Here is a 23,065-nt window from a genome sequence, read left to right on the forward strand (position 1 = left end):
TATACGGGAGATGTTCAAATGAGTAGCCATGTGAAGAGTTTCGCAGAGTTAACTACATCGTTTCATGCATTTGCAGGTGGAAAAGGGACAATGCTTGCAAAAATGCATCAGAGCGGATATCCCATTCCACAAGGATTTGTCATTTTATCTACTGCTTTTAAGGATGGGAAATTAAATAAAATCATCTGGGAAGACATATGGAAATATGTAAATGAGATTCGCAAGGAACAACCTGAAATAAAATTTGCGGTTCGTTCATCTGCTCTCAGTGAGGATTCTTTTGACGCATCCTTTGCAGGTGAGTTTGAGACTGTTCTAAACCAAAAGACAGATAAAGAAATTCAAACGGCAATTGAAACCGTTGTTCAGTCTGTATATACCGAGCGTGTTCAGTCTTATCGTAATTTCAAAGGTTTGGAAGAGGAGTATCAGATTGCTGTTGTGGTGCAAGTGATGGTGTCAGCTTTGATATCAGGAGTTTTGTTTACTGCTGATCCTATTACTGGAAGTAGATCCAGTATGATGGGGAATTTCGTATACGGATTAGGAGAACAACTGGTATCAGGTGAAACAGATGCTCATCCTTTTCAACTGGTACGAACAAAAGGAAACTACCAAGGTCCCAAAGATTTTAAAAAATATGCTGCAAGCCTATACAAAATGGCATTGAAATTAGAACAAGAAAACGATGTTCCACAAGATATAGAGTGGTCTGTAGCAGATGGCAAGTTGTACCTACTTCAAGCTCGTCCTATTACCACACTGTCTAGAGGAAACCGCAATATCTACGATATGAATTATTCCCTCTCTGGAGATTATCTTTGGACCAATGCAAATGTGGGAGAAGCAGTACCAGATGTTGTGACTCCTTTGACTTGGTCTATATTAGAATACTTAGATGAAGAAATAAATGTAGTTCCTGGTTACTATCTTATGTCTGGTAACATATGTGGTCGGATTTATACGAATATCAGCAGGAGACTATCTGTCTATGCTGCTTTTGGTTTGAAACCGAAAATGGCGTTATCTTTGATCGGAGATGTCTTTGGTATTATTCCAGAAGAAATGGAAATGCCAATCTATCCCTTCACACGTTGGGAACTACTTAAAATGATGTACCCGAAAGTAAAACATTATTTAAAAGAAGTAAAATCGATGTCGAAAAACATTTCGAATCAAATTATAGATACACCTCAGTGGTGTCAAATGATGAAGAACCGTATTCAAAATAGTAATAATAAAACAGAGTTAGCCCTGATTTGGGAAGATGAATTGTTACCTTATCATCGAAATGCTTGGTGGATGTTGCTGTCTGGCGGAACGAAAGCTGTTTTAGCGATGAGACTCAAAAAAAAATTAACAAAGATGGTTGGAGAAGAGGATGCAAATTTGCTTTTGTCGAACTTGAGAGGAGAAAAAGAATTAGCGAGTTTAGGTCCGCTTTTGGGAATCGCGAAGGTGCTAAATGAGGAAATGAGTGAAGAGGAATATGCTTTTCATTATGGACATCGTGGTCCTTATGAATTTGAACTGTCTATTTCTGACCCATCAGAAAATCAAGAATGGTTAGAAAATCAAGTAGTTGATTTTCAAAAGACAGGTACCAATGTTATCGAGTTACTTGGAAAGCAAAAAAGAAAATACAAGGAAGCATTTTCTCGTTTTCAACAAAAGTATCCCACTAAACACCGATGGTTAACAGAACAGATTAAGTTAGCTGGGGAAGGTGCTCAGTTGCGAGAAAGTGTTCGTTCAGAATTTGTAAGGGTACATCGAGTTATTCGGACTTTTATGTTGCAAGTAGGAAATGTCACGAATCTTGGAGATGACGTATTTTTTCTATATTTGGATGAAATAGTAAAAATATTAAAAAATGATGAAGAAATTACTAACACATGGATTGATCGAAGGAAACACAACTACAAAAGATTCAGATCCCTTCCTCCCTTTCCTCCGATCATAAGGGGACGTTTTGATCCTTTCATTTGGGAAAAAAATAAAGAAAGACGAGGAGATATATATGATCCTGCGCTTGTGCAAACGAAAAAAAATTCAGAAGTACTTCGAGGCTCTGCGGGTGCAGCTGGTTTAATTGAAGGAAGAGTGCGCATACTTGCTAGTCCTGAACATGGAAAAGAATTAGAGGTTGGGGAAATATTAGTAGCTGCAACTACAAATGTTGGATGGACTCCCTTGTTTCCAAAGGCAGCAGCGATTATAACGGATGTGGGAGCACCACTATCTCATGCTGCCATCGTAGCAAGAGAATTAGGAATACCTGCTGTAGTTGGATGTGGAAATGCAACTTCTCGTTTGAAGACTGGAGATCGAGTTATTGTGAATGGGGGACAAGGATGGGTTCAGATAATGAAAGAGTAGGAGTGTGAATACTTTCATCTATGGAAAATGATTAGGGCCCTCTGATACGGGTCCTTTTTTATGTGAAAAATGTGAAAAGCAATTAGATTTAAAGAAGAATATCTCTTTTTCGTGTAGAATAGAAGTATTATACATTAATGGAGGTATTGCATTGAGAAAGTTTGCATTTATTTTTCTTAGTTTAGTTATTATAGCTTTAACATTTGGTTTTCATTCTGATATCAGTTATGCAAAAAGATCACATTCTAAATATCATTCGGATTATGATTCGGACTATAACAGCGATTATAATTCTGATACTTATTCGCCTTCCTACGATTCGGACTCTTACTCTGAACCAGAGGAGAAAGGCTTTTTTAGTAAGTTGGGCTCTTTTTTTGGTGGTATTCTAATTGCAGGTATTATCTTTTTTGTAATCATGCTTATTGTATTTATTGTTGTGGCCTTTTTTATTATCAGATTTATTCGTAGAAGGTTTAGGTTGTTTTAACCTTCAGGCCAATTTTCCCATCAATGGAAAGATGTAATACAAGTAAAGAAAACATCTTCTTCTCATACTAAAGGTAGAAAAGGAGGTGTTTTTAAATGGCAAGAAGTACAAATAAATTATTAGTTCCCGGGGCGGGTGCGATTTTAAACCAATTCAAAGAGGAAATTGCAAGTGAATTTGGTGTGACGCTAGGAAAAGATACAACTGCACGTTCCAATGGTTCGGTTGGCGGGGAAATTACGAAACGTCTTATTGCACAGGCACAGCAACAACAAACCAAATAACAAGAATAAGCGACTCCATCAGGAGTCGCTTTTTGTTTTTCTTCTCTCTGATCTTCTATTCTTCTTTGGCTGTGCATAGACTTTACAAGGAGATGGAGGGAGGAAAGACGATGAAGCGAATGTCACAACTAGCCTCAGATTGGTTTGATTTCCCAGCAGAAGTGGTAGGTACTCTCCCTCGAATAGAATGGATCGGACAACGATTACAAATTGAAAATTTCCAAGGTGTTCATCAATTTAATCCGGATTTGCTGATATTAAAAACAGCTAACGGATTGTTGACCGTTAAAGGAGATTCCCTTGTGATGGAAGCCATTTATCCTGACAGAGTCTTGCTCACTGGGAAAATTACCGCAATACATATAAACAATAAGGAATAGGGGAGAGTGCTTGTGAAGGGTGGAGTAGTCACGATTGAATGCAATGGAGAGCATATCTCTTTGCTACTGGATCAAATCGTACAAGCCAAAGTTGTCTTAAGTCATGTAAAATGGGTAAACAATGAAAAAGTAAGAATAACGGTTAGTTTAAATGATATGATGCAAGTTTGGAAATATATGAAACTACATAAAGTGAACGGGAGAATTGTCAAAAAAGTAGGACCTTTTTTTTGGTTGAAAAGAATGAAGAAACGCAAATTTTTCGTTATTGGTTTTGCTATTTTTCTGTTCTTATTATTTTTTTTCTCTTCTTTTATTTGGTATGTGGATATAGAGGGAAATGAACAAATACCTGATAAGCATATCCTATCGATTTTGCAGAAAGAAAGGATATACCCTGGACAGCTTAAAGTAGGATTACCCAACAGCGATGAATTGCAACGTAAACTGTTAAAGAGAATTCCAAACGCTTCTTGGATTGGTGTTCGTTTGGAAGGAACAAGGATTATCGTAACGATAGCTGAGAAAAAAAGAGTGGATTCTATTGGTGAAAAAAAGTTAGTGAGAAAACCAGTAAATTTGATTGCCAAAAAAAATGCTTTCATCATGGATGTACGTGTTTTTCATGGTAATCCTGTTATTAAAGTACATGATGCAGTTAAAAAAGGACAACTCTTGGTTTCTGGTGCTTATGGAGATGCTACAACCCCAAGTAAAGGGCCAATTGTAGGTGCACAAGGAATTGTTTTAGGAGAGGTTTGGTACCAATCGGAAGTGGTAGTGCCCCTTCAGTATGTTCAAAATGAATATACAGGAGAAAAGAAGCGATATACATGGCCATTTGTTGGACAATTTGTATTGGCGAATCCTTTTCAGACACCCAAACCGTATGCTCGTTCGGTACTGATGAGAAGAATATCTGCTATTAATATAGGAAAATATCAATTTCCGCTGGGTTTCGTACGAGATGATTATTGGTCAGTAAAACAGGTATCCTATACTCGTAATCATCCAGATGCAATTGCACTAGGTAAAAAAAGAGCAAGATTGGAAATGAATAATACCATAGGTCCAGAAGGTAGAATTTTAACGGAAAAAGTTTTGCACCAGAGGGTAGACAATGGTAAAGTTTATTTGAAGATACATTTTGATGTAGTCGAAAATATTGCTCAAGAAAAGCCTATACTACAAGGGGATTGAAACATTTGCAAAGCAATGAAAAACGGATTCATATTGAATTTCAAACTTCTGATGAAGCAATTAAATTATTTGGACCACATGATGCCTTTCTGAAAGTGATCGAAGCGGATAGTAAAGTTAAGATCGTTTCCAGAGGGGGAGAAATCGTTGTATCTGGTCCATCTGAACAAGTAGATAAAACACAGGAATTATTTCGAGTCTTGCTTACACTCATTCGTCAAGGTTTGGAGCTAAATGAGCGTGATGTTGTGTATGCCAAACGTCTTTCTGAAGCGGATAAGGTTGACGAATTATTGGAACTTTATCAAGAAGAAGTAGGTATCACCCAAAAAGGACAAAAGGTAAGAGTAAAAACATTAGGTCAACGACATTATGTCACGGCTATTCAGAAAAAAGATATTGTATTTGGTATTGGACCAGCGGGAACAGGGAAAACTTTTCTGGCTGTTGTGATGGCTGTTATGGCACTGAAAGCGAATCGAGTAAAGCGTATTGTTTTAACTCGTCCTGCAGTAGAGGCTGGAGAAAACCTTGGTTTTTTGCCTGGTGATTTGCAAGAAAAAGTAGATCCATATTTACGACCTTTATATGACAGCCTGTATTTAATGCTTGGAATGGAACAAGTAACAAAAATGATGGAACGTGGTTTAATTGAAGTTGCACCTCTTGCTTATATGCGTGGACGTACTTTAGAAGATGCATTTGTCATTTTAGATGAGGCACAAAACACAACCCCAGAACAGATGAAGATGTTTTTGACTCGCCTTGGATTTGGTTCTAAAATGGTGATCACAGGTGATGTTACCCAGGTTGATCTACCTCGAGGAAAAAATTCAGGTTTGCGAGTGGCAGAGCGGATATTAGAAAATATCCCTGACATTCGTTTTGTCTATCTAAAACAGGCTGACGTTGTTCGACATACTTTGGTACAACAAATAATTGAGGCATATGCAGAGGAAGACAACCAAGGAGTCAGCTAGACATGGGAAAAATCCAACGAACTTCCTTTTTTCAAGGAGAGTGGAAAACCAGCTTTTCTATACAGATTTTCATCTACGCGATCTTCGGGGTCGCGTTCTATTTGTTGTTGCTTCCACATGTTTTACCGCAGTTTATTGATATAGAAGTTGGTAAGGTGAGTAGAGAAACTATTATCTCTCCGATCACGAAAATAGATGATACGGCAACAAATGCTGCGAAAGAACGTGCAGCTAATTCTGTTGATCCTCAATATACAAAAAACGAAGAACTCACCAATAGCCAAATTGAAAAAATCGATTTGGTTTTTGCAGATGCGAGAAGAATTATAGGGGATAAAACATTAAAAGAACCAGAGAAAATGAAAAGCTTAAAAGATGCCATTACCAAAGATTTGCCAGAAGAGTTTTATATTAAATTGGTACGAACACCTTTGACAGAATTAACGGATTTGCGTCTGACTACAAGAGATATTGTCTCTAATCTCCTAGCAGACGGGATTCGCTCACAAGCGTTAGCAAGTAAAAAAGATTTAGTCGATCGGATGTTGGTTACTTCTTCCTTGTCCAGTAATTCTCGTTATTTGGTACGAGAAATTTCGAGATATTTCTTGATTCCAAACGAATTGTATGATCAGAAAAAAACGGATTCTCTTCGTAATGCAGCAAAAGACTCGGTTGAATCCATCCCAATTAAAAAAGGACAAGTATTGGTAACTTCAGGAGAAGTTGTCACAGAGGATCAATACCGTAAGTTGACAGAAATCGGATTGATTCGCGAACAGACCAATTTTATTCCTTATACAGGACTTCTTCTACTTGTTGTGTTAATACTCGCCATTTTTCGTTTTTATGTGCAGCGCTTTCATTCCTTTATTCATGAAGATAATAGTCAACTTCTACTGCTTATCTCCATTATATTTTTAACCCTAACCGGCATGAAGATAGTTACATTGGGACAAAATTTAGAGTGGAGTACAGTGGGATATTTAGCACCGATTCCCTTAGGAACTATGCTTATTACTCTGATGTTAAACTCTAAATTATCATTGGCTTCTAGTTTGATTTTAAGCATGTCTTCAGGCATGTTTTTTAATGGAGACAATCAATTCTTGTTTGATTTTCGATTTGCATTGGTAGCTCTAATAAGTGGGGTAATAAGTACTTTTGCACTTGATGGTGTAAAGCGGAGAAGTGCAGTGCTCAAAGCAGGCCTCCTTACTTCATTGATCAGTATGATCGCTATTTTGGCGCTCTATCTGTTATCTCCAGCGGAAAGAGATTGGACTCAACTCATTCAATCACTGATATTTGGGTCCATTGGAGGCATTTTTTCAGCAGTTCTAACGATTGGATTTTTACCTTACTTTGAGACTTTATTTGGGATATTATCCCCGTTAAGATTACTTGAATTGAGTAATCCCAATCATCCACTGTTAAAAGATTTGTTGTACAAAGCTCCAGGAACATATCATCACTCTATTATTGTTGGGAACTTAGCTGAAGCAGCAGCGGAATCGATTGGAGCAGACGGCTTCCTCGCCAGAGTGGGCGCTTATTATCATGATGTAGGAAAATTAAAACGACCTCAGTTTTTTATTGAGAATCAAATCCATCGTGATAATCCACATGATAAAATATCACCTAATTTAAGCAAAACCATCATTCTTTCTCATCCCAGAGATGGGGTAGAAATGTTAAAAGCTCATCGTATACCAAAAGCGATTCAGGATATAGCAGCTCAACATCATGGAACAACTTTACTAAAATTTTTTTATTACCGTGCGATGGAACAAAGCAACGGCACACAAGTAATTGAAGCAGATTATCGATACCCAGGTCCTAAAGCTCAGTTTAAAGAAGCGGCGATTGTTGGAATTGCCGATTGTGTAGAGGCAGCAGTGCGTTCCATTTCTAAACCAACTCCTTCTAGGATCGAGAATATGATTAGTAAAATCATTCGAGAACGCTTAGAAGATGGGCAATTTCATGAATGTGATCTTACCTTTAAAGAATGTAATTCAATAGCTAAGGCGATGGCAGCTACTTTACAAGGGATTTTTCATTCTCGGATTGAGTATCCAGAAGATATACAAGCAAAAGGGGTAAAATAAATGGTTTCGATTGATTTAGAAGTAGAAATTCCAATGACAGAAGAAGAAAAAGCTGCAATAGATAGAGTGCCGGAAGTGTTAGAAAAAGTAGCAGAAATAGAAAAGTTACCAGCTGTATCCATTTCGATAACAGTAGTGGATAATAAAAGAATCCAAGAGATTAACAAAGAACATCGACAAAAAGATGTCGATACAGATGTGTTGTCATTTCCCCTGTTTGACCATAGGTCAGAATGGATTCAAGAAGATTGGGAAGATTCCATTCAACTAGGAGATATCATTCTGTCTTTACCAAAGGCTAATGAACAAGCCATCGACTATGGACATTCTTTATTACGAGAAATATGTTTTTTGGTTGTACATGGTTTCTTGCATTTGTTAGGATATGATCACGAAACGGAAGAAGAAGAAAAAGAAATGTTTTCGATGCAAGAAGAGGTATTATCTCAGCTAGATATTACAAGATAGGGGGTATGTTTCATGTGGGTGGCCAAATTGCTCAAAAGCTTTCGATATGCAATTGAAGGCCTAAAGTATGCAGTAGTCACCCAGCGCAATATGCGCATTCATTTTATTACTGCATTAGTCGTGTTATTATTAAGTCTTTGCCTGTCACTCTCAAAACTAGAGATACTTTTGTTGTTTGTTTCGATTACATTGGTACTATTTGCGGAATTGATCAATACCTCTATCGAAGCAGTAGTAGACATGGTAACAGAAGAGTTTCACCCACTTGCTAAGATAGCCAAAGATGTTGCAGCCGGTGCTGTGTTTTTAACAACTGGACTTGCTTTTATTGTTGGTACAAGCATTTTCTTTCCTTATTTGCGTTTCATTCAGAAAAGTATTGCTGAACATTCACTCTACCCCCCAACCATAGGACTCACTGCAATTGTGTTATTTTCATTTTTCGCTACATTGTTACTAAAGGTTTGGATATCGCGTTATTGGAAAGATTGGGAACCAAGCCTTATTATGTCGCTGACTTTTTGTGTTGCTACCTTGATTATATTAGTAATTTGGCAATTACCTATTAGTATTTTGGTGCTTTTTTTAACTGGAATTGCGGTACAATCGCGAATCAAAGAAAATATGAATAACTATCGATCGTTATGTCTTGGAGCAATGCTGGGAATTGTAATTGCCTTTCTTGGTTTGCAACTATTATAGGAGGATCATCGATGGATGTATTTGAACAAGCTTTAGAAGGAGGATTTTCATGTCGAGTAAGTTTCGATCAGGATTTGTTGCGCTCATTGGACGTCCAAATGTAGGAAAATCGACGTTGATGAACGAGGCGATTGGTCAAAAGATAGCCATTATGTCAGACAAGCCTCAAACAACCAGAAATCAGATTAGAGGTATTTATACAGATGAGAACGGTCAAGTTATCTTTTTAGATACACCTGGTATTCACAAACCAAAATCAAAATTAGGAGAATATCTTGTAAAGACCGCACAAAATGTGTTTACTGAAGTAGATTTGATCTTGTTTTTAGTAGATGCAGAAGAAGGTTTAGGTGGGGGAGACCGATACATAATCGAACTATTAAAAGGGATTTCTACCCCAGTCTATTTGGTCGTGAACAAGATAGATAAAGTGCATCCAGATAAGCTGTTACCATTAATTGATGAATATCGCAAGCTCCACCAATTTGATGAAATAGTCCCTATTTCTGCCCTTCAAGGAAACAATACTGGTCGTCTTTTAGAGTTGATTTTAGATCAATTACCCGAAGGACCAATGTATTATCCAGAAGATCAAATTACGGATCACCCAGAAAGATTTATCATGGGTGAGATTATTCGAGAAAAAGTATTGGAATTAACCCACGAAGAAATCCCGCATTCTGTAGCTGTGGTGGTGGAAGAGACAAAGTTAAGAGAAAATGGAGAGACGTTGTATTTGCGGGCTGCCATTGTAGCAGAGCGAAAATCGCAAAAAGGTATCTTGATTGGTAAACAAGGAGCAATGCTAAAACAAGTAGGCAAACTTGCTCGTCAAGAAATGGAACGTTTATTTGGATATCGCATATTCTTGGATTTATGGGTAAAAGTGCGCAAAGATTGGCGCAATGAATCCCAATATCTGAGGGAGTATGGGTATCGAGATGAGGAGTTTTAACCAAAAACTTACAATTACTTTGTCTCATATAAATGGCGTTCCTCGGTCATGCTAACTCTGAATCCTCTGTAGAAAGGAAGAGACTCGTTGCGAAATTTCTCATGGAGCTGTTTTCAGGTAACGGGTAGCATCGATGCCTATCTTTTATATAAAGATGTAGAGGCTTTAACTGTAGAGCAAGAAGATCAGCAGTTAGAAGACATAGAGCAGAACGAAGAGGCTTAGTAGAAAGGATAGCAATGATCACACGATTGCAAGGAATAGTGCTTCGAAACAAAGCATATGGCGAGAGCGATCAATTGCTTTTTGTTTTTACACGTGAACGAGGAAAAGTCAGCATGATTGTAAGAGGTTCGAAAAAACCAAGAAGTCGATTTGGAGCTGTAACAGAACCTTTTACAGTAGCTGATTTTGTCTGTTATCAGCATAGTCCAACCAGTATGCCATCACTTTCACAAGCAGATATCATTCACCATAATCAAGCTATACGTGCTGATCTGCTATTAACTGCATATGGAGCATATTGGTTGGAATTAGTAGATCGTATCATCGTAGAAAAAGAACCTTCTCCCAATTTATACAATCAACTTGGAATCTTACTTTCCCAGTTAAATGATGGGAAGGACCCTGAGATATTGACTAGGTTACTAGAGCTAGCTATTCTAACCGAAGCTGGTTATAAGCCAGTTTTTTCTCAATGTGCTAGTTGTGGAGCAGCTTGGAATAGTAGAAAAGTAGGTGCCTTTTCTTTGACTCAAGGAGGTATTGTGTGTACCGATTGTATGACACTAAAAGATATAAGTCTTACACCTGCTACTGCTTATTATTTACGAATCCTAAATGATTTGTCTGCGGATCAATTGGGAGAAGTAAATATCAAATGGGAAACAAAGCGGGATATGGAGACCATTTTACAGTACTATTTAGATGCTCAATTGGATATCAAATATCGATCAAGAACGATCTTGCATCAATTGAGATCTACATGGGATGAAAAGGGACCCCAAAATTAATCTGTTAAACTCTCAATAAGGACATTCACCCAAAAACGTATCTGGCATATGGTGTATAAGGATAACGTTAAGAGGAGTGAATAGGATGTATCCATACCCGGTGGGAGTATTTCCATATACTTGTATTAGTAAGGCACATGTTGAGTTAAGAAGTATTATGCGTTTACTATGGGAACAACATGTGACTTGGACTAGACTGACAATCTTAAGTTTGGTTTTTCAATTACCAGATACAGAATTTGTTGTCGCGCGTTTGCTACAAAATGCTACTGATATGGGCAACTCATTGAAGCCGTATTATGGAGATGCAATAGGGGATAAATATGGCGACTTAATAAGAGAACATTTAGTCATTGCAGCAGATCTTGTCAAAGCAGCTAAGTCAGGTGATCAAAAAGCAGCAGAAGCGATAGAACGGAAATGGTATGCTAATGCAGATGAGATTGCACAATTTTTAAATTATATTAATCCGTATCTACCTTTAAATGAAGTTAGGAAAATGCTATATGAACATCTCGCGCTGACAAAGTCGGAAGCGGTATTCATGCTAAAAAAAGATTATCAATCAGGGGTTGCAGTATTTGACATCATTGAAGCACAAGCCCTGCATATGGCAGATGAAATCACAGATGCGATCGTGAAGCAATTTCCTTATCTGTCTTAAAATCATACAGCATACCTACAATTTAAAAAATGACGATCATTTAATATGGAACATCTAAGTTGACAACGAGAGTTTCATTTGTTAAGCTAAAAAAAATTTGACATGCGATGACAGAAAAAAGTAACTAATTTCACCACATGGAAGCGAGTCAGGGATAGTGGAAGCCTGATAGTGGCATTAGTGAACGGCACTCTGGAGCATAAGTGAAATAGAGTGGATCAAATAATTTTGGTCAAGTAGGGTGGAACCGCGGGAAAAGCTTCTCGTCCCTATGTGATTTGTTTGAGTAATCACATAAGGATAAGAAGCTTTTTTGTATTTTTAGGAGGTGTAGAACGTTGAATTTTCAACAAATGATAAGGGAATTGCAACAATTTTGGAGTGAAAGAGGTTGTATTTTGGTACAGTCTTATGATGTAGAGACTGGTGCAGGAACACTAAATCCCATGACATTTTTACGTGCATTAGGACCAGAACCATGGAATGTGGCATATGTAGAGCCATCACGTCGCCCAGCCGATGGGAGATATGGAGAAAATCCAAATCGCCTTTATCAGCACCATCAATTTCAGGTGATTATGAAGCCTGCTCCTGAAAACATTCAGGAAGTATACTTAGAAAGTTTACAAGTGCTTGGGCTTAATCCACTAGAACATGATATCCGATTTGTAGAGGATAATTGGGAAAATCCTACTTTTGGAGCAGCAGGTCTTGGTTGGGAAGTTTGGCTGGATGGCATGGAGATTACACAGTTTACGTATTTCCAACAAGTCGGAAGTATAGATACGGAGCTTGTTTCTGCCGAGATAACTTATGGATTAGAACGACTTGCATCCTATATTCAAGAAAAAGAAAATGTTTTCGATTTGGAATGGGTAGAAGGAGTAGCTTATGGAGATGTATTTTACCAAGCTGAATATGAACACTCCAAATATACATTTGAAGTATCCGATGAAGTGTTTTTGTTTTCGCAATTTGAGTCTTTTGAAAAAGAAGCAGCACGAGCACTGGATCAATCCCTTGTTTTCCCTGCATACGACTATATTTTGAAATGCTCACATACTTTCAACTTACTGGATGCTCGTGGATCAATCAGTGTGACAGAACGAACAGGATACATAAAAAGAGTGCGTAACTTAGCAAGAAGATGTGCCAAATCATTTATAGAAGAACGTGAAAAATTAGGATATCCACTTCTAAAGAAAGGAGGAGTTTAAAATGACTCATCAATTTCTTTTTGAAATAGGTTGCGAAGAGATTCCAGCACGATTTGTTCGTAATGCAGCAAAACAATTTACGGAAAAAACAGCGAAATGGTTTGAAGAACAACGAATTTCATTTGAAGAAATACAGACATTTGCAACGCCTCGTCGACTCACTGTAGCAGCTACTGGCGTTGCTGCAAAGCAAAACGATCAAGTAGAACTTTTACGAGGACCTGCTGCTAAGATTGCCAAAACAGAAGATGGTTCATGGAGTAAAGCTGCTCTGGGATTTGCTCGCAAAAATGGAGTAGACCCTATATCTCTCGAACTTAGAGAAGAAAAAGGAACAGAATATATATATGCTGTCAAACAAGTAATTGGTCAAGGGACACAAGAAGTGATTGCACATTCTTTTTCTTCTGTATTGGAAAGTCTAACTTTCCCCAAAACCATGCGCTGGGAAGCAACCAAAACAAAATTCATTCGTCCGATTCGTTGGTTAGTATGTTTATTTGACAGTCAGGTAATCCCTGTATCTTTTGCTGGTGTTACAGCTGATCGAATAACAAGAGGTCATCGATTTTTAGGAAATGAAATAGTTATTTCTAACGCTGATCAATATGAATTGGTTTTAAAAGATCAGTTTGTGGATGTTGATATGGATGAAAGACAAAACAAAATTCGTCACCAATTGCTTGAATTGGAAAAGCAAAATGGATGGCATATTCCTATTGATCTTGAGTTGTTAGAAGAAGTTACGCAATTAGTGGAATATCCAACAGTAGTCAGTGGACAGTTTGAAACCGAATATTTGGAGTTACCTAAAGAAGTACTTATTACTACTATGCGTGAACATCAGCGGTATTTCCCAGTACAAGATCAGTCAGGGACACTGTTGCCTTATTTTGTAACCATTCGAAATGGAGATAAAAATGCTTTACGATATGTGAGCCAAGGAAATGAAAAAGTTTTACGAGCAAGATTAGCGGATGCACAATTTTTCTACTTAGAAGATCAAAAATGGAGCATAGAAAATGCGAAACAAAAATTAGAGCATATCGTTTACCAAGAAGCACTCGGGTCTATGGCAGATCGAGTGGAGCGAGGAAGAAAATTAGCACTTGCATTAGGGGAACTCACAGGGCTTAGCAAGGAAGAGCGAGAACATTTGCTACGTGCTTCCTCTATTGCGAAATTTGATCAAGTAACCCAAATGATTGGAGAGTTTCCGGAATTAGAAGGATACATGGGGAGGGAATATGCACTACTGCAAGGTGAAAATCCAAAAGTAGCCCAAGCTCTTTATGAACAGGTTTTGCCTCGGCATGCAGAGGATGAATTACCAACTAGTCGAATCGGCGCTATTCTCGCTTTGGCAGATCGATTTGATTCCCTTGTCTCCGGTTTTGGCATAGGACTTTCTGTTAGTGGTTCACAAGATCCATATGGTTTCCGCAAAAAAGCTGCTGTAGTGGTTCAACTGCTATTGCATCATGATACACTCAACCTCTCTTTGACAAAATGCATAGATTTGGCTTTAGAAGTGGTAGAGGAATCAGGTAAACTAATTCATCCAAAATCGGAAGTAAAGGCAGAACTACAAGAGTTTTTCGGTTTACGTCTTAAAGCATTGTTAACCGAGAGTGCTATTCGCTATGATGTTATTGATGCTGTGTTAGCAAGTGAAATAGATAACCTTCCTTTTGTGCTTCAGAAAGCGTCAGTATTGATGGAATGTGTACAGCATAATCATTTTAAATCGGAAACAGAAGGTTTTATTCGAGTAGCTAATTTGGCGACTAAAGGTAACCAGCATACAGTAGATCGAGCACTTCTAGAAGCAAGTGAAGAAATAAAACTATATGAAGCGTGGAGTATTGCTTCAGAAGAAGCAAAACAAGCACAAAATGCGATGGAAGTGTATAAAGCTCTATCTCGTATGGTTCCTTCTATTCATTCCTTTTTTGATCATGTTATGGTTATGGTAGATAGAGAAGAAATCAAAGAAAATCGTTTGGCGTTGTTAAAAAATATCGATCAACTAGTGAAATCATTTGCGGTTTTTGATTCCATTGTTTTTGAAGGCGAATAATTTAGCTAAAAAAACTAGGCAGATAGCCTAGTTTTTTTATGCTTACTGCATACCTGAAGGAAGTGGTATACTTTTTATAGTGCTTTTCCAACTAAAGGAACTTTATTTCGGTTTTGGAATTTATTTTAGGATGAGTGGAATCAAATTCTGCTTCCATTCTAATTTTATATTTCTGGCGGGAAAATCCGTGAATTCATTCGTGGGGATGATTCCCGCTGATGACCTTCCAGTGATTTGTTTTTGCTAGTCTTTTCTCTATAACTTACTCTTTGGTCAATCCTGAATTCGGAGTTGTCTCAACTTTCTCATTATTTTTTCATGGGAACAAGCAGAAAAGAGACACAGAAGGGAAACAAAACAAGTAGATAGTATATTTTTTTCATTTATTCACTCTTTTGAGAGATCGAATATGATTGTAGAAGGATAAAATTAAACTTATCACAAAATATTGTTAGGAGATAGAAAAAGATATAGTATATACTATATATAATAAAGTATGTCACATTTACATAAATAGGAGGTGTAAAGACCATCGAACTTACAAAACGCCAAGAAACCATCATAGAAATTGTAAAACGTGAGGGACCGATTACAGGGGAGCAAATTGCGGAAAAGTTACATTTGACACGTGCAACGCTGCGACCTGATCTAGCAATACTTACTATGTCAGGCTTTCTTGATGCAAGACCGAGGGTTGGATATTTTTACACTGGTAAAACAGCTAATCAATTATTAGGTGAACATATTAAAAGTCTTTCAGTTGGGGAATACAAATCTGTACCTATCGTTATCCAAGAGAATGCCTCTGTCTACGATGCCATTTGCACCATGTTCCTAGAAGATGTTGGTAGTATTTTTATTTTAAAAAAAGAAGGTTACTTGGCTGGTGTAGTTTCCCGAAAAGATTTACTAAAAGCCTCCATGGGTAAGACCGATCTGGATTCTGTCCCAGTTGGAGTAATCATGTCTAGAATGCCTAATTTAATACTGTGTCGTAGTGAAGATTCTCTTTTTGAGGCAGCAATGCAAATGGTCACTCATCAAATAGACTCCCTTCCTGTTGTACGTCCTCATCCATCCTATAATCAGGAATGGGAAGTGATGGGTCGCATTACCAAAACTTCTATTGTGAAAGCATTTGTTGAATTAGGACAAGCTATGAAAGTATAAGGAGGAGAAGCACTTGTTCGGCCATTCGATTATTTACTTAGTATCTGATTCTATCGGAGAAACAGCAGAAGCAGTAATTCGTGCAGCAGCAAGTCAATTCGAATCCAAATCCGTTGAAATACGTAGAGTTGCTTATGTTGGCGATCGAAAGACAATTAAAGAAACGATTCAAATAGCTAGAGAAGAAAAGGCATTGGTCGTTTTTACTTTGGTGGTTCCCGAGATGCAACATTATCTCATAAGTGAAGCCGTGAGAAATCAAGTCCCTTATGTAGATTTGATAGGTCCTGTGATGAATGGTATCAGTCGTTTATTAGGGAAAGAGCCAAAACGCGAACCAGGACTTATTCATAAACTGGATAAAGAGTATTTTCGAAAAGTAGAAGCAATTGAATTTGCCGTAAAGTATGACGATGGAAAAGACCCTCGAGGTGTATTGCGGGCAGATGTTGTTCTGATTGGGGTATCTCGAACATCCAAAACACCACTTTCGATGTATTTGGCACATAGAGGGTTAAAAGTAGCTAATATTCCCTTAGTACCAGAAGTAGAACCCCCTGATGAATTGTATTTAATTCCGAAAAAGCGTTGTATTGGTTTAATCATTGAACCAGATCATTTAAACAATATTCGCCGTGAACGTTTAAAAGCTTTGGGTTTAACATCCGAAGCAAGCTATGCAAATATGGGCAGAATATTAGATGAATTAGAGTATGCTGAACAGATTATACGTCGAGTGGGTTGTCCTCAAATTAATGTTACGAATAAAGCAGTAGAAGAAACAGCAAATATCATCTTAGATATGTTAAACAAACAAGGGTGGGAATAACAAATGAAACAAAAAAAAGTTTATTTATTTCCTGAAGGTACCAAAGAACAGAAATACCTCCTTGGTGGAAAAGGGGCAAACTTAGCCGAAATGACGAATGCTGGTTTGCCTGTTCCTTTCGGTTTTACTATCACAACAGAATCGTGTTTGGATTATTATCGAGATGGTGAAGTTTTATCTACTGATTTGTTAGACCAAGTATATGTGGCACTTGACGAATTGGAACAGTTGTCAAGTAAACAGTTTGGGAGCAATGTCAATCCTTTATTGGTATCTGTTCGTTCTGGGTCTGTTTTTTCCATGCCAGGCATGATGGATACAATTTTAAATTTAGGGCTAAATGATCAAACGGTAGTAGGTTTAGCAAATTTAACTCAAAATCCTCGGTTTGCATATGACTCCTATCGCCGTTTTATTCAAATGTTTTCCAATGTTGTATTGGGAATGGATCACTATTTTTTCGAAGAAGTAATTGATGAGATAAAAGAAAAACGAGGATTCACGGAAGATACGGAACTTGGGGCAGAAGATTGGCAGCAGGTGATTCAGCGTTATTTAAAGATGGTGGAAGCAAAGACAAATTCTCCATTTCCACAAGATCCCAAAATTCAACTATCACAAGCGATTGAAGCTGTTTTTCGTTCTTGGAATAATACGAGAGCAAAAATATATCGTAAAATCAATAAGATACCTGATGATTTGGGTACTGCTGTTAATATTCAACTTATGGTATTTGGTAATCTTGGTGATGACTCTGGAACAGGAGTTGCATTTACTCGAAATCCATCTACTGGTGAAAGGGAATTGTATGGAGAGTTTTTAATCAACGCTCAAGGTGAAGATGTTGTAGCAGGTGTAAGAACTCCCAATCCTATCTCAGACTTAAAGAACCAAATGCCATCCATTTATAAACAATTCGTAGAATTATCTAGTTTATTAGAAGAACACTATGGTGATATGCAAGATATTGAATTTACTGTTGAAAGAGGAAAACTGTATATTTTACAAACTCGTTCAGGGAAAAGAACAGCCCAAGCAGCTGTGAAAATTGCAGTAGATCTCGTAGATGAAGGAAAAATTAAAAAAGAAGAAGCCCTTCTACGAATTGATCCAGATCAGATGGACCAAATGCTTCATCCAAGAATTGATCCAAATGTTACATTAAAGGTAATTGCTAAAGGTTTACCTGCATCTCCTGGTGCAGCTTCTGGGAATATCATATTTGACGCAGATGAAGCCGAAAGATTGACAGAAAAAGGAGAAAAAGTGGTTCTGGTACGTCCAGAAACTACTCCTGAAGATATTCATGGGATACTTGCAGCACAGGGTATACTTACTAGTCGGGGTGGTATGACTAGTCATGCAGCAGTTGTAGCTCGTGGAATGGGCAAGGCTTGTATATGTGGCTGTGATCAATTAAAAATCGACTTACGTGCAGAAACAGTGACCATTGGTGATTTGACACTACAAAAAGGAGATCAGATTACGATCGATGGTAGTACTGGCCAGATTATACAAGGAAATGTTCCGCTAATTGATCCAAATCTATCACTTGAATTTGAACAGCTTCTAAAATGGGCAGACGAAGTCCGACGTCTAGAAGTTAGAGCTAATGCAGATAACCCAACAGATGCTACAAAGGCTAGAGAGTTTGGAGCAGAAGGTATTGGTTTGTGTAGAACAGAGCATATGTTTATGGAAGCAGATCGGATTCCAATCGTACAACAAATGATCCTAGCTGAAAATGAAGAGGAACAAAAAGATGCTTTAGCCAAATTATTACCTATGCAGAAAGAAGACTTTAAAGGGATTTTTTCAGCAATGAATGGATTGCCCGTGAATATACGCTTATTAGATCCTCCGCTTCATGAATTTTTGCCTAACATGGAAGAGTTAGTAGTGGAATTAACAAAAATGCAAGTGGAAAAAGTGAATCCTCAGCAATATGTTGCAAAGGAAGCATTGTTAAAAAAAGTAAGAGCATTACATGAGTTTAATCCGATGCTGGGACATAGAGGTTGCCGTTTAGGTATGACACATCCTGAAATTTATGAAATGCAAGTAGAAGCTCTTTTTCTAGCTGTAATAGAGTCGAAAAAAGCGGGTATTACGGTTATTCCAGAAGTCATGATTCCTTTAGTTGGTCATGTTCAAGAATTAAAAGCTTTACGAAGAATGGTAATAAACGTTGGGGAAAGAATTCAACAAGAAACCAGAGAATCGTTTGAATATACAATTGGTACCATGATTGAAGTACCCCGGGCAGCTCTTACTGCGGAAGAAATTGCAGAGCAAGCTGATTTCTTTTCCTTTGGAACGAATGATCTTACACAAACAACATTTGGCTTTAGTCGGGATGATGCAGAAGGTAAATTTTTGCATACGTATGTAGAGCAAAAAGTATTGCCAGAAAACCCCTTTATTGTGTTGGATCAAGCTGGAGTGGGATCTTTAATTAAAATGGCTACAGTAGCTGGTAGAAGAAAAAAACAAGGATTGAAAACAGGAGTTTGTGGCGAACATGGTGGTGAGAAGTCTTCCATTCAGTTTTTCCATGATACAGGTTTGGATTATGTCAGTTGTTCTCCTTTCCGTGTTCCAATCGCCAGATTAGCTGCTGCACATGCAGAATTAAATAACTCTGTCAAAAAAAATTAAAGATTTAAACCCGGGATCACCGGGTTTTTTATTGTGATTTTCATGCTTAAGGGAAATCTTACTACTTTGTATTTTATATAAAATCTATTTTAAAAATTATATTTTTAGGTTATATTAATGATTGTATGTCCTAGAAACGGAAAATTATTCAATTAGAAGGACTCCATATATTTTTGTAGAATAGAGCATATGAGATTACTTCTAGTAAGATCAAGTTTTAGGAATTATTTTTTTGATAAATCATGATGTAGAGCCAAAAAAGGAAGACATTTCTTTCGCCATCAGACATGTAAACATTACCAAATAAATTTCTAGTAATTTTGCAGGAGATTCTTTTTTTGCGGCGAACTATACCAAGTGCTATTCATCTCTGACAATGGTAAATAGGTAGGGGCAGTGATGTCGATGGGAAAAATATCTTCAGACGTCTTAGAGCGCATTCGCAAGGAAGTAGACATCTTAGATGTAGTAGGGCAATATGTGAACTTAAAGCGAGGCGGTCGCAACTACTTTGGTCTTTGTCCTTTCCACTCTGAAAGAACTCCTTCTTTTACTGTTGCTGCACACAAACAAATTTATCATTGTTTTGGCTGCGGAGCTGGGGGAGATGTCATCCAATTTCTTATGGATGTCGAGCAGTATACGTTTCAAGAAGCAGTCTTATACTTAGCAAAAGAGAAAGGTATACCTATTCCTGAAGAAGTATATGCTGTTTCTGATGAAGATCAAGTTATGAGTAAGTTAAGGTCTGTACTAACTACTGCAACAAAACTTTATCATCATTTTTTACTTCATACGCCTTATGGGAGGGAAGCAAGAGAATATCTTTCAAACCGAAAGATAAGTTTGGAGACTATCAAAACATTTGAGATTGGTTATGCTCCGCCAACAGAATGTTTGATTCCTTTTTTTAAAAAAAGAGGAGTGTCAATTGATTTGCTTGTAGACGTAGGTCTTATTGTAATACCAGAAGACAAAACACGTTCTCCCTATGATCGGTTTAGGCATCGAATTCTTTTTCCTATTTCAGATCCTCAAGGAAGAGTTGTTGGGTTTGGCGGTAGAGCACTTGCAGAAAATGGTCCAAAGTACCTCAATTCTCCGGAGACACGCCTTTTTCAAAAGCGAAATCATTTGTTCAATCTTTCTCGTGCCCGGAAGCATATTCGTAAAGATGGACAAGCCATACTAATGGAGGGGTTTATGGATGTTATCACCTTATGGCAAGCAGGTGTATTTCATGGGATCGCTCCATTAGGGACTGCATTGACTGACACACAAACACGTCTAATTGGTCGAAATACGGACAAAATAACCCTATGTTTTGATTCAGATGAAGCTGGACAATCAGCAACAGAACGTTCAGTAGAGTTGATGAAAGAGCATCAATTAAAAGTTAAAATTGCTCAAATGCCAGTTGGATTAGATCCTGACGACTTTATACGTACCAGAGGTGCAGCTGCGTTTCGTGAAGAAGTCATTGGAGGATCTATACCAATTGCACAATTTACGCTAAATCGGATGAAAAGAAATTATAAGTTGACTGATGATGATGATCGACTCAGTTATATTACGGCTGCCATCCAATTTATCGCATCACTACCTACTGCTACAGAGCAAGATTTGTATGCTCGACAACTAGCCGGAGAGTTCCATTTATCGCTTGAAGCAGTTAAAGAAGAGCTCGATAAGCAAAAATTTCCCAAAAAGAAGAGCATACAGAGGGATAAAGAAAAAGTCAAGTGGAATAATGGTAATCAAACGGTGAGCAAACATACGCTTGGAAATTCGCCTATAGAAACCGCTGAAAAATATTTAGTAGCACATATGATACAAAATAAGCAAGTAGCCGGTTGGGTGGAAGAAGAGTTGAAGGATTATCATTTTAAAGGGGACTATGGTTCTTTTATTCCTTATTTATATGCTTATTACTCACAAGGGAATCAAGCAGGTTTTGTCCCCGTTATCCAATCGCTTCAAGACTCAGTTTTGGCAAAAAAAATTACCTCTCTTGGAATGTTAGATCTGCCATTAGAAGTAAACAAAGACATGATAGAAAACTTGATAGATAGAATACGTAAATCTGATTTAGTTGAAGCGATAAAGCAACAAGATAAACAAGTGAAACAAGTTGAAAATGCAGGGGAACCATTAAAAGCAGCAAAGTTGGGATTACAAGTGATTGAACAACTTAGGAAGAAACAGAATTTGGTTTAACGCAGTAAGAGGAAGGAGGATTTAGATTGGCAAACGAATCGCATGTCGATGAAATTACATTGGATCAGGCCAAAGAACAATTAATAGAGTCCGGAAAAAAGCAGGGTGTTTTAACTTATAAATCGATTATGGAAAAATTAGCATCATTCGAACAAGATCCTCAACAGATAGATGATTTTTTTGAAGTGCTAACGGAGCAAGGAATTGAAGTAATGAATGATGGTGAAGATGAATTTAATCATAATGACGATACGGGAAATGATGATAACTTCCTACAAAATGATTTAAGTGTGCCACCAGGTGTAAAAATTAATGATCCAGTACGAATGTATTTGAAGGAAATTGGAAGGGTGCCACTTCTTTCAGCAGAGGAAGAAGTTGATTTGGCTACTCGTATTGAGGAAGGCGATGAAGAGGCTAAAAGAAGACTTGCTGAAGCCAACCTACGATTAGTAGTAAGTATTGCAAAACGTTATGTAGGACGAGGGATGCTTTTTTTAGATTTGATTCAAGAAGGAAACATGGGTCTTATCAAAGCCGTGGAAAAATTTGACTATCGTAAGGGGTTCAAATTTAGTACCTATGCTACCTGGTGGATACGCCAAGCCATTACTCGTGCCATTGCGGATCAAGCCAGAACCATTCGTATTCCTGTTCATATGGTGGAGACGATTAACAAATTAATTCGTGTTTCACGACAACTATTGCAAGAATTGGGTCGTGAGCCCATGCCGGAAGAAATTGCAAAAGAAATGGGCTTAACTCCTGAAAAAGTAAGAGAAATTATGAAGATAGCCCAAGAACCAGTATCCTTGGAAACTCCTATTGGTGAAGAAGATGATTCGCATCTTGGCGATTTTATTCCAGATGATGATGCTACAGCTCCAGCTGAAGCTGCTGCATATGAGTTATTAAAAGAGCAGTTAAAAGATGTATTAGATACATTGTCTGAGAGAGAAGAAAATGTGTTGCGTTTACGTTTTGGACTTGATGACGGACGAACAAGAACCCTAGAAGAAGTAGGAAAAGTATTTGGTGTAACTCGTGAACGTATTCGTCAGATTGAAGCAAAGGCACTTCGTAAGCTTCGTCATCCTAGTCGTAGCAAAAGGTTGAAAGACTTCTTAGAATAAAAGGTTTATCTTCTGTAAACTCATCAATCCGCCCGATTGGTGAGTTTTTTGTGTCCTCATTCTAACCCTATTCGAAGTTCAATGCAAATTAGCGATGTGGCGAAAAAAGCCTTTATCATCTGAATAAACAAAAAA

Annotated in this window: 20 protein-coding genes and 1 other annotated feature; all 20 genes read left to right on the top strand. The window is 37.7% G+C overall.

Going from position 1 to position 23,065, the window contains the following annotated elements; genetic code table 11:
* The first annotated feature begins 18 nt into the window (after nt 1-18).
* The 20 genes from A3GQ_RS0100115 (at nt 19) to rpoD (ending at nt 22,930) form a co-directional block, all read left to right on the top strand.
* On the top strand, nt 19-2,379 hold the full coding sequence (locus tag A3GQ_RS0100115) for a PEP/pyruvate-binding domain-containing protein (protein WP_028775336.1): 2,361 nt from the start codon (nt 19-21) through the stop codon (nt 2,377-2,379).
* A 151-nt stretch (nt 2,380-2,530) separates the two neighbouring features.
* Entirely contained in the window at nt 2,531-2,869 is a 339-nt protein-coding gene (locus A3GQ_RS0100120; protein ID WP_028775337.1) for a hypothetical protein, read from the top strand.
* 95 nt (nt 2,870-2,964) lie between these two features.
* Nucleotides 2,965-3,153 (top strand): alpha/beta-type small acid-soluble spore protein, encoded by a 189-nt coding sequence (locus A3GQ_RS0100125; protein ID WP_028775338.1) that lies wholly within the window; start codon nt 2,965-2,967, stop codon nt 3,151-3,153.
* Nucleotides 3,154-3,263: 110 nt separating this feature from the next.
* Complete coding sequence (locus A3GQ_RS0100130; protein WP_037463495.1) at nt 3,264-3,533, top strand: YabP/YqfC family sporulation protein; 270 nt, start codon at nt 3,264-3,266, stop codon at nt 3,531-3,533.
* A gap of 12 nt (nt 3,534-3,545) precedes the next feature.
* Nucleotides 3,546-4,733: a sporulation protein YqfD gene (yqfD, locus tag A3GQ_RS0100135; protein ID WP_028775340.1), complete on the top strand. Its 1,188-nt coding sequence runs from the start codon at nt 3,546-3,548 to the stop codon at nt 4,731-4,733.
* 5 nt (nt 4,734-4,738) lie between these two features.
* On the top strand, nt 4,739-5,713 hold the full coding sequence (locus A3GQ_RS0100140) for a PhoH family protein (RefSeq protein ID WP_028775341.1): 975 nt from the start codon (nt 4,739-4,741) through the stop codon (nt 5,711-5,713).
* 2 nt (nt 5,714-5,715) lie between these two features.
* Entirely contained in the window at nt 5,716-7,824 is a 2,109-nt protein-coding gene (locus tag A3GQ_RS0100145) for an HD family phosphohydrolase (protein ID WP_037463498.1), read from the top strand.
* Nucleotides 7,825-8,292, top strand: a complete 468-nt coding sequence (gene ybeY, locus A3GQ_RS0100150; RefSeq protein ID WP_028775343.1) for an rRNA maturation RNase YbeY — start codon at nt 7,825-7,827, stop codon at nt 8,290-8,292.
* A gap of 12 nt (nt 8,293-8,304) precedes the next feature.
* Nucleotides 8,305-8,994 carry a diacylglycerol kinase gene (locus A3GQ_RS0100155; protein ID WP_028775344.1) on the top strand — a complete coding sequence of 230 codons (690 nt, stop codon included), beginning with the start codon at nt 8,305-8,307 and terminating at the stop codon, nt 8,992-8,994.
* 49 nt (nt 8,995-9,043) lie between these two features.
* The gene (era, locus tag A3GQ_RS0100160) at nt 9,044-9,949 is read left to right on the top strand and encodes a GTPase Era (protein WP_028775345.1); all 906 of its coding nucleotides are present in this window, start codon (nt 9,044-9,046) and stop codon (nt 9,947-9,949) included.
* 87 nt (nt 9,950-10,036) lie between these two features.
* On the top strand, nt 10,037-10,174 hold the full coding sequence (locus A3GQ_RS25970; protein WP_083964013.1) for a YqzL family protein: 138 nt from the start codon (nt 10,037-10,039) through the stop codon (nt 10,172-10,174).
* Between the two features lie 14 nt (nt 10,175-10,188).
* Nucleotides 10,189-10,962 (top strand): DNA repair protein RecO, encoded by a 774-nt coding sequence (recO, locus tag A3GQ_RS0100170; protein WP_028775346.1) that lies wholly within the window; start codon nt 10,189-10,191, stop codon nt 10,960-10,962.
* 85 nt (nt 10,963-11,047) lie between these two features.
* Nucleotides 11,048-11,626, top strand: coding sequence for a hypothetical protein (locus A3GQ_RS0100175; protein WP_028775347.1), 579 nt, complete (start codon nt 11,048-11,050; stop codon nt 11,624-11,626).
* Between the two features lie 98 nt (nt 11,627-11,724).
* Nucleotides 11,725-11,900 (top strand) — a binding site (T-box leader).
* Between the two features lie 64 nt (nt 11,901-11,964).
* Nucleotides 11,965-12,843 carry a glycine--tRNA ligase subunit alpha gene (gene glyQ / locus A3GQ_RS0100180; protein ID WP_028775348.1) on the top strand — a complete coding sequence of 293 codons (879 nt, stop codon included), beginning with the start codon at nt 11,965-11,967 and terminating at the stop codon, nt 12,841-12,843.
* A gap of 1 nt (nt 12,844) precedes the next feature.
* Nucleotides 12,845-14,923, top strand: a complete 2,079-nt coding sequence (glyS, locus tag A3GQ_RS0100185) for a glycine--tRNA ligase subunit beta (protein ID WP_028775349.1) — start codon at nt 12,845-12,847, stop codon at nt 14,921-14,923.
* 513 nt (nt 14,924-15,436) lie between these two features.
* Nucleotides 15,437-16,093 (top strand): transcriptional regulator CcpN, encoded by a 657-nt coding sequence (gene ccpN, locus A3GQ_RS0100190; RefSeq protein ID WP_156877473.1) that lies wholly within the window; start codon nt 15,437-15,439, stop codon nt 16,091-16,093.
* Between the two features lie 13 nt (nt 16,094-16,106).
* Nucleotides 16,107-16,922 (top strand): pyruvate, water dikinase regulatory protein, encoded by an 816-nt coding sequence (locus A3GQ_RS0100195; RefSeq protein WP_028775351.1) that lies wholly within the window; start codon nt 16,107-16,109, stop codon nt 16,920-16,922.
* Nucleotides 16,923-16,925: 3 nt separating this feature from the next.
* Entirely contained in the window at nt 16,926-19,580 is a 2,655-nt protein-coding gene (ppdK, locus tag A3GQ_RS0100200; protein ID WP_028775352.1) for a pyruvate, phosphate dikinase, read from the top strand.
* Nucleotides 19,581-19,985: 405 nt separating this feature from the next.
* Nucleotides 19,986-21,797, top strand: coding sequence for a DNA primase (dnaG, locus tag A3GQ_RS0100205; protein WP_028775353.1), 1,812 nt, complete (start codon nt 19,986-19,988; stop codon nt 21,795-21,797).
* 26 nt (nt 21,798-21,823) lie between these two features.
* The gene (gene rpoD / locus A3GQ_RS0100210; protein WP_028775354.1) at nt 21,824-22,930 is read left to right on the top strand and encodes an RNA polymerase sigma factor RpoD; all 1,107 of its coding nucleotides are present in this window, start codon (nt 21,824-21,826) and stop codon (nt 22,928-22,930) included.
* Nucleotides 22,931-23,065 lie beyond the last annotated feature (135 nt).

Source organism: Shimazuella kribbensis DSM 45090 (assembly GCF_000428065.1).
GTDB classification, from domain to species: Bacteria; Bacillota; Bacilli; order Thermoactinomycetales; family Thermoactinomycetaceae; genus Shimazuella; species Shimazuella kribbensis.

Coding starts and splice junctions, on each gene's coding strand:
- A3GQ_RS0100115 (WP_028775336.1), top strand. CDS start 19: ATGAGTAGCCATGTGAAGAGTTTCGCAGAGTTAACTACATCGTTTCAT.
- A3GQ_RS0100125 (WP_028775338.1), top strand. CDS start 2,965: ATGGCAAGAAGTACAAATAAATTATTAGTTCCCGGGGCGGGTGCGATT.
- A3GQ_RS0100130 (WP_037463495.1), top strand. CDS start 3,264: ATGAAGCGAATGTCACAACTAGCCTCAGATTGGTTTGATTTCCCAGCA.
- A3GQ_RS0100145 (WP_037463498.1), top strand. CDS start 5,716: ATGGGAAAAATCCAACGAACTTCCTTTTTTCAAGGAGAGTGGAAAACC.
- ybeY (WP_028775343.1), top strand. CDS start 7,825: ATGGTTTCGATTGATTTAGAAGTAGAAATTCCAATGACAGAAGAAGAA.
- A3GQ_RS0100155 (WP_028775344.1), top strand. CDS start 8,305: ATGTGGGTGGCCAAATTGCTCAAAAGCTTTCGATATGCAATTGAAGGC.
- era (WP_028775345.1), top strand. CDS start 9,044: ATGTCGAGTAAGTTTCGATCAGGATTTGTTGCGCTCATTGGACGTCCA.
- recO (WP_028775346.1), top strand. CDS start 10,189: ATGATCACACGATTGCAAGGAATAGTGCTTCGAAACAAAGCATATGGC.
- A3GQ_RS0100175 (WP_028775347.1), top strand. CDS start 11,048: ATGTATCCATACCCGGTGGGAGTATTTCCATATACTTGTATTAGTAAG.
- glyS (WP_028775349.1), top strand. CDS start 12,845: ATGACTCATCAATTTCTTTTTGAAATAGGTTGCGAAGAGATTCCAGCA.
- ppdK (WP_028775352.1), top strand. CDS start 16,926: ATGAAACAAAAAAAAGTTTATTTATTTCCTGAAGGTACCAAAGAACAG.
- dnaG (WP_028775353.1), top strand. CDS start 19,986: ATGGGAAAAATATCTTCAGACGTCTTAGAGCGCATTCGCAAGGAAGTA.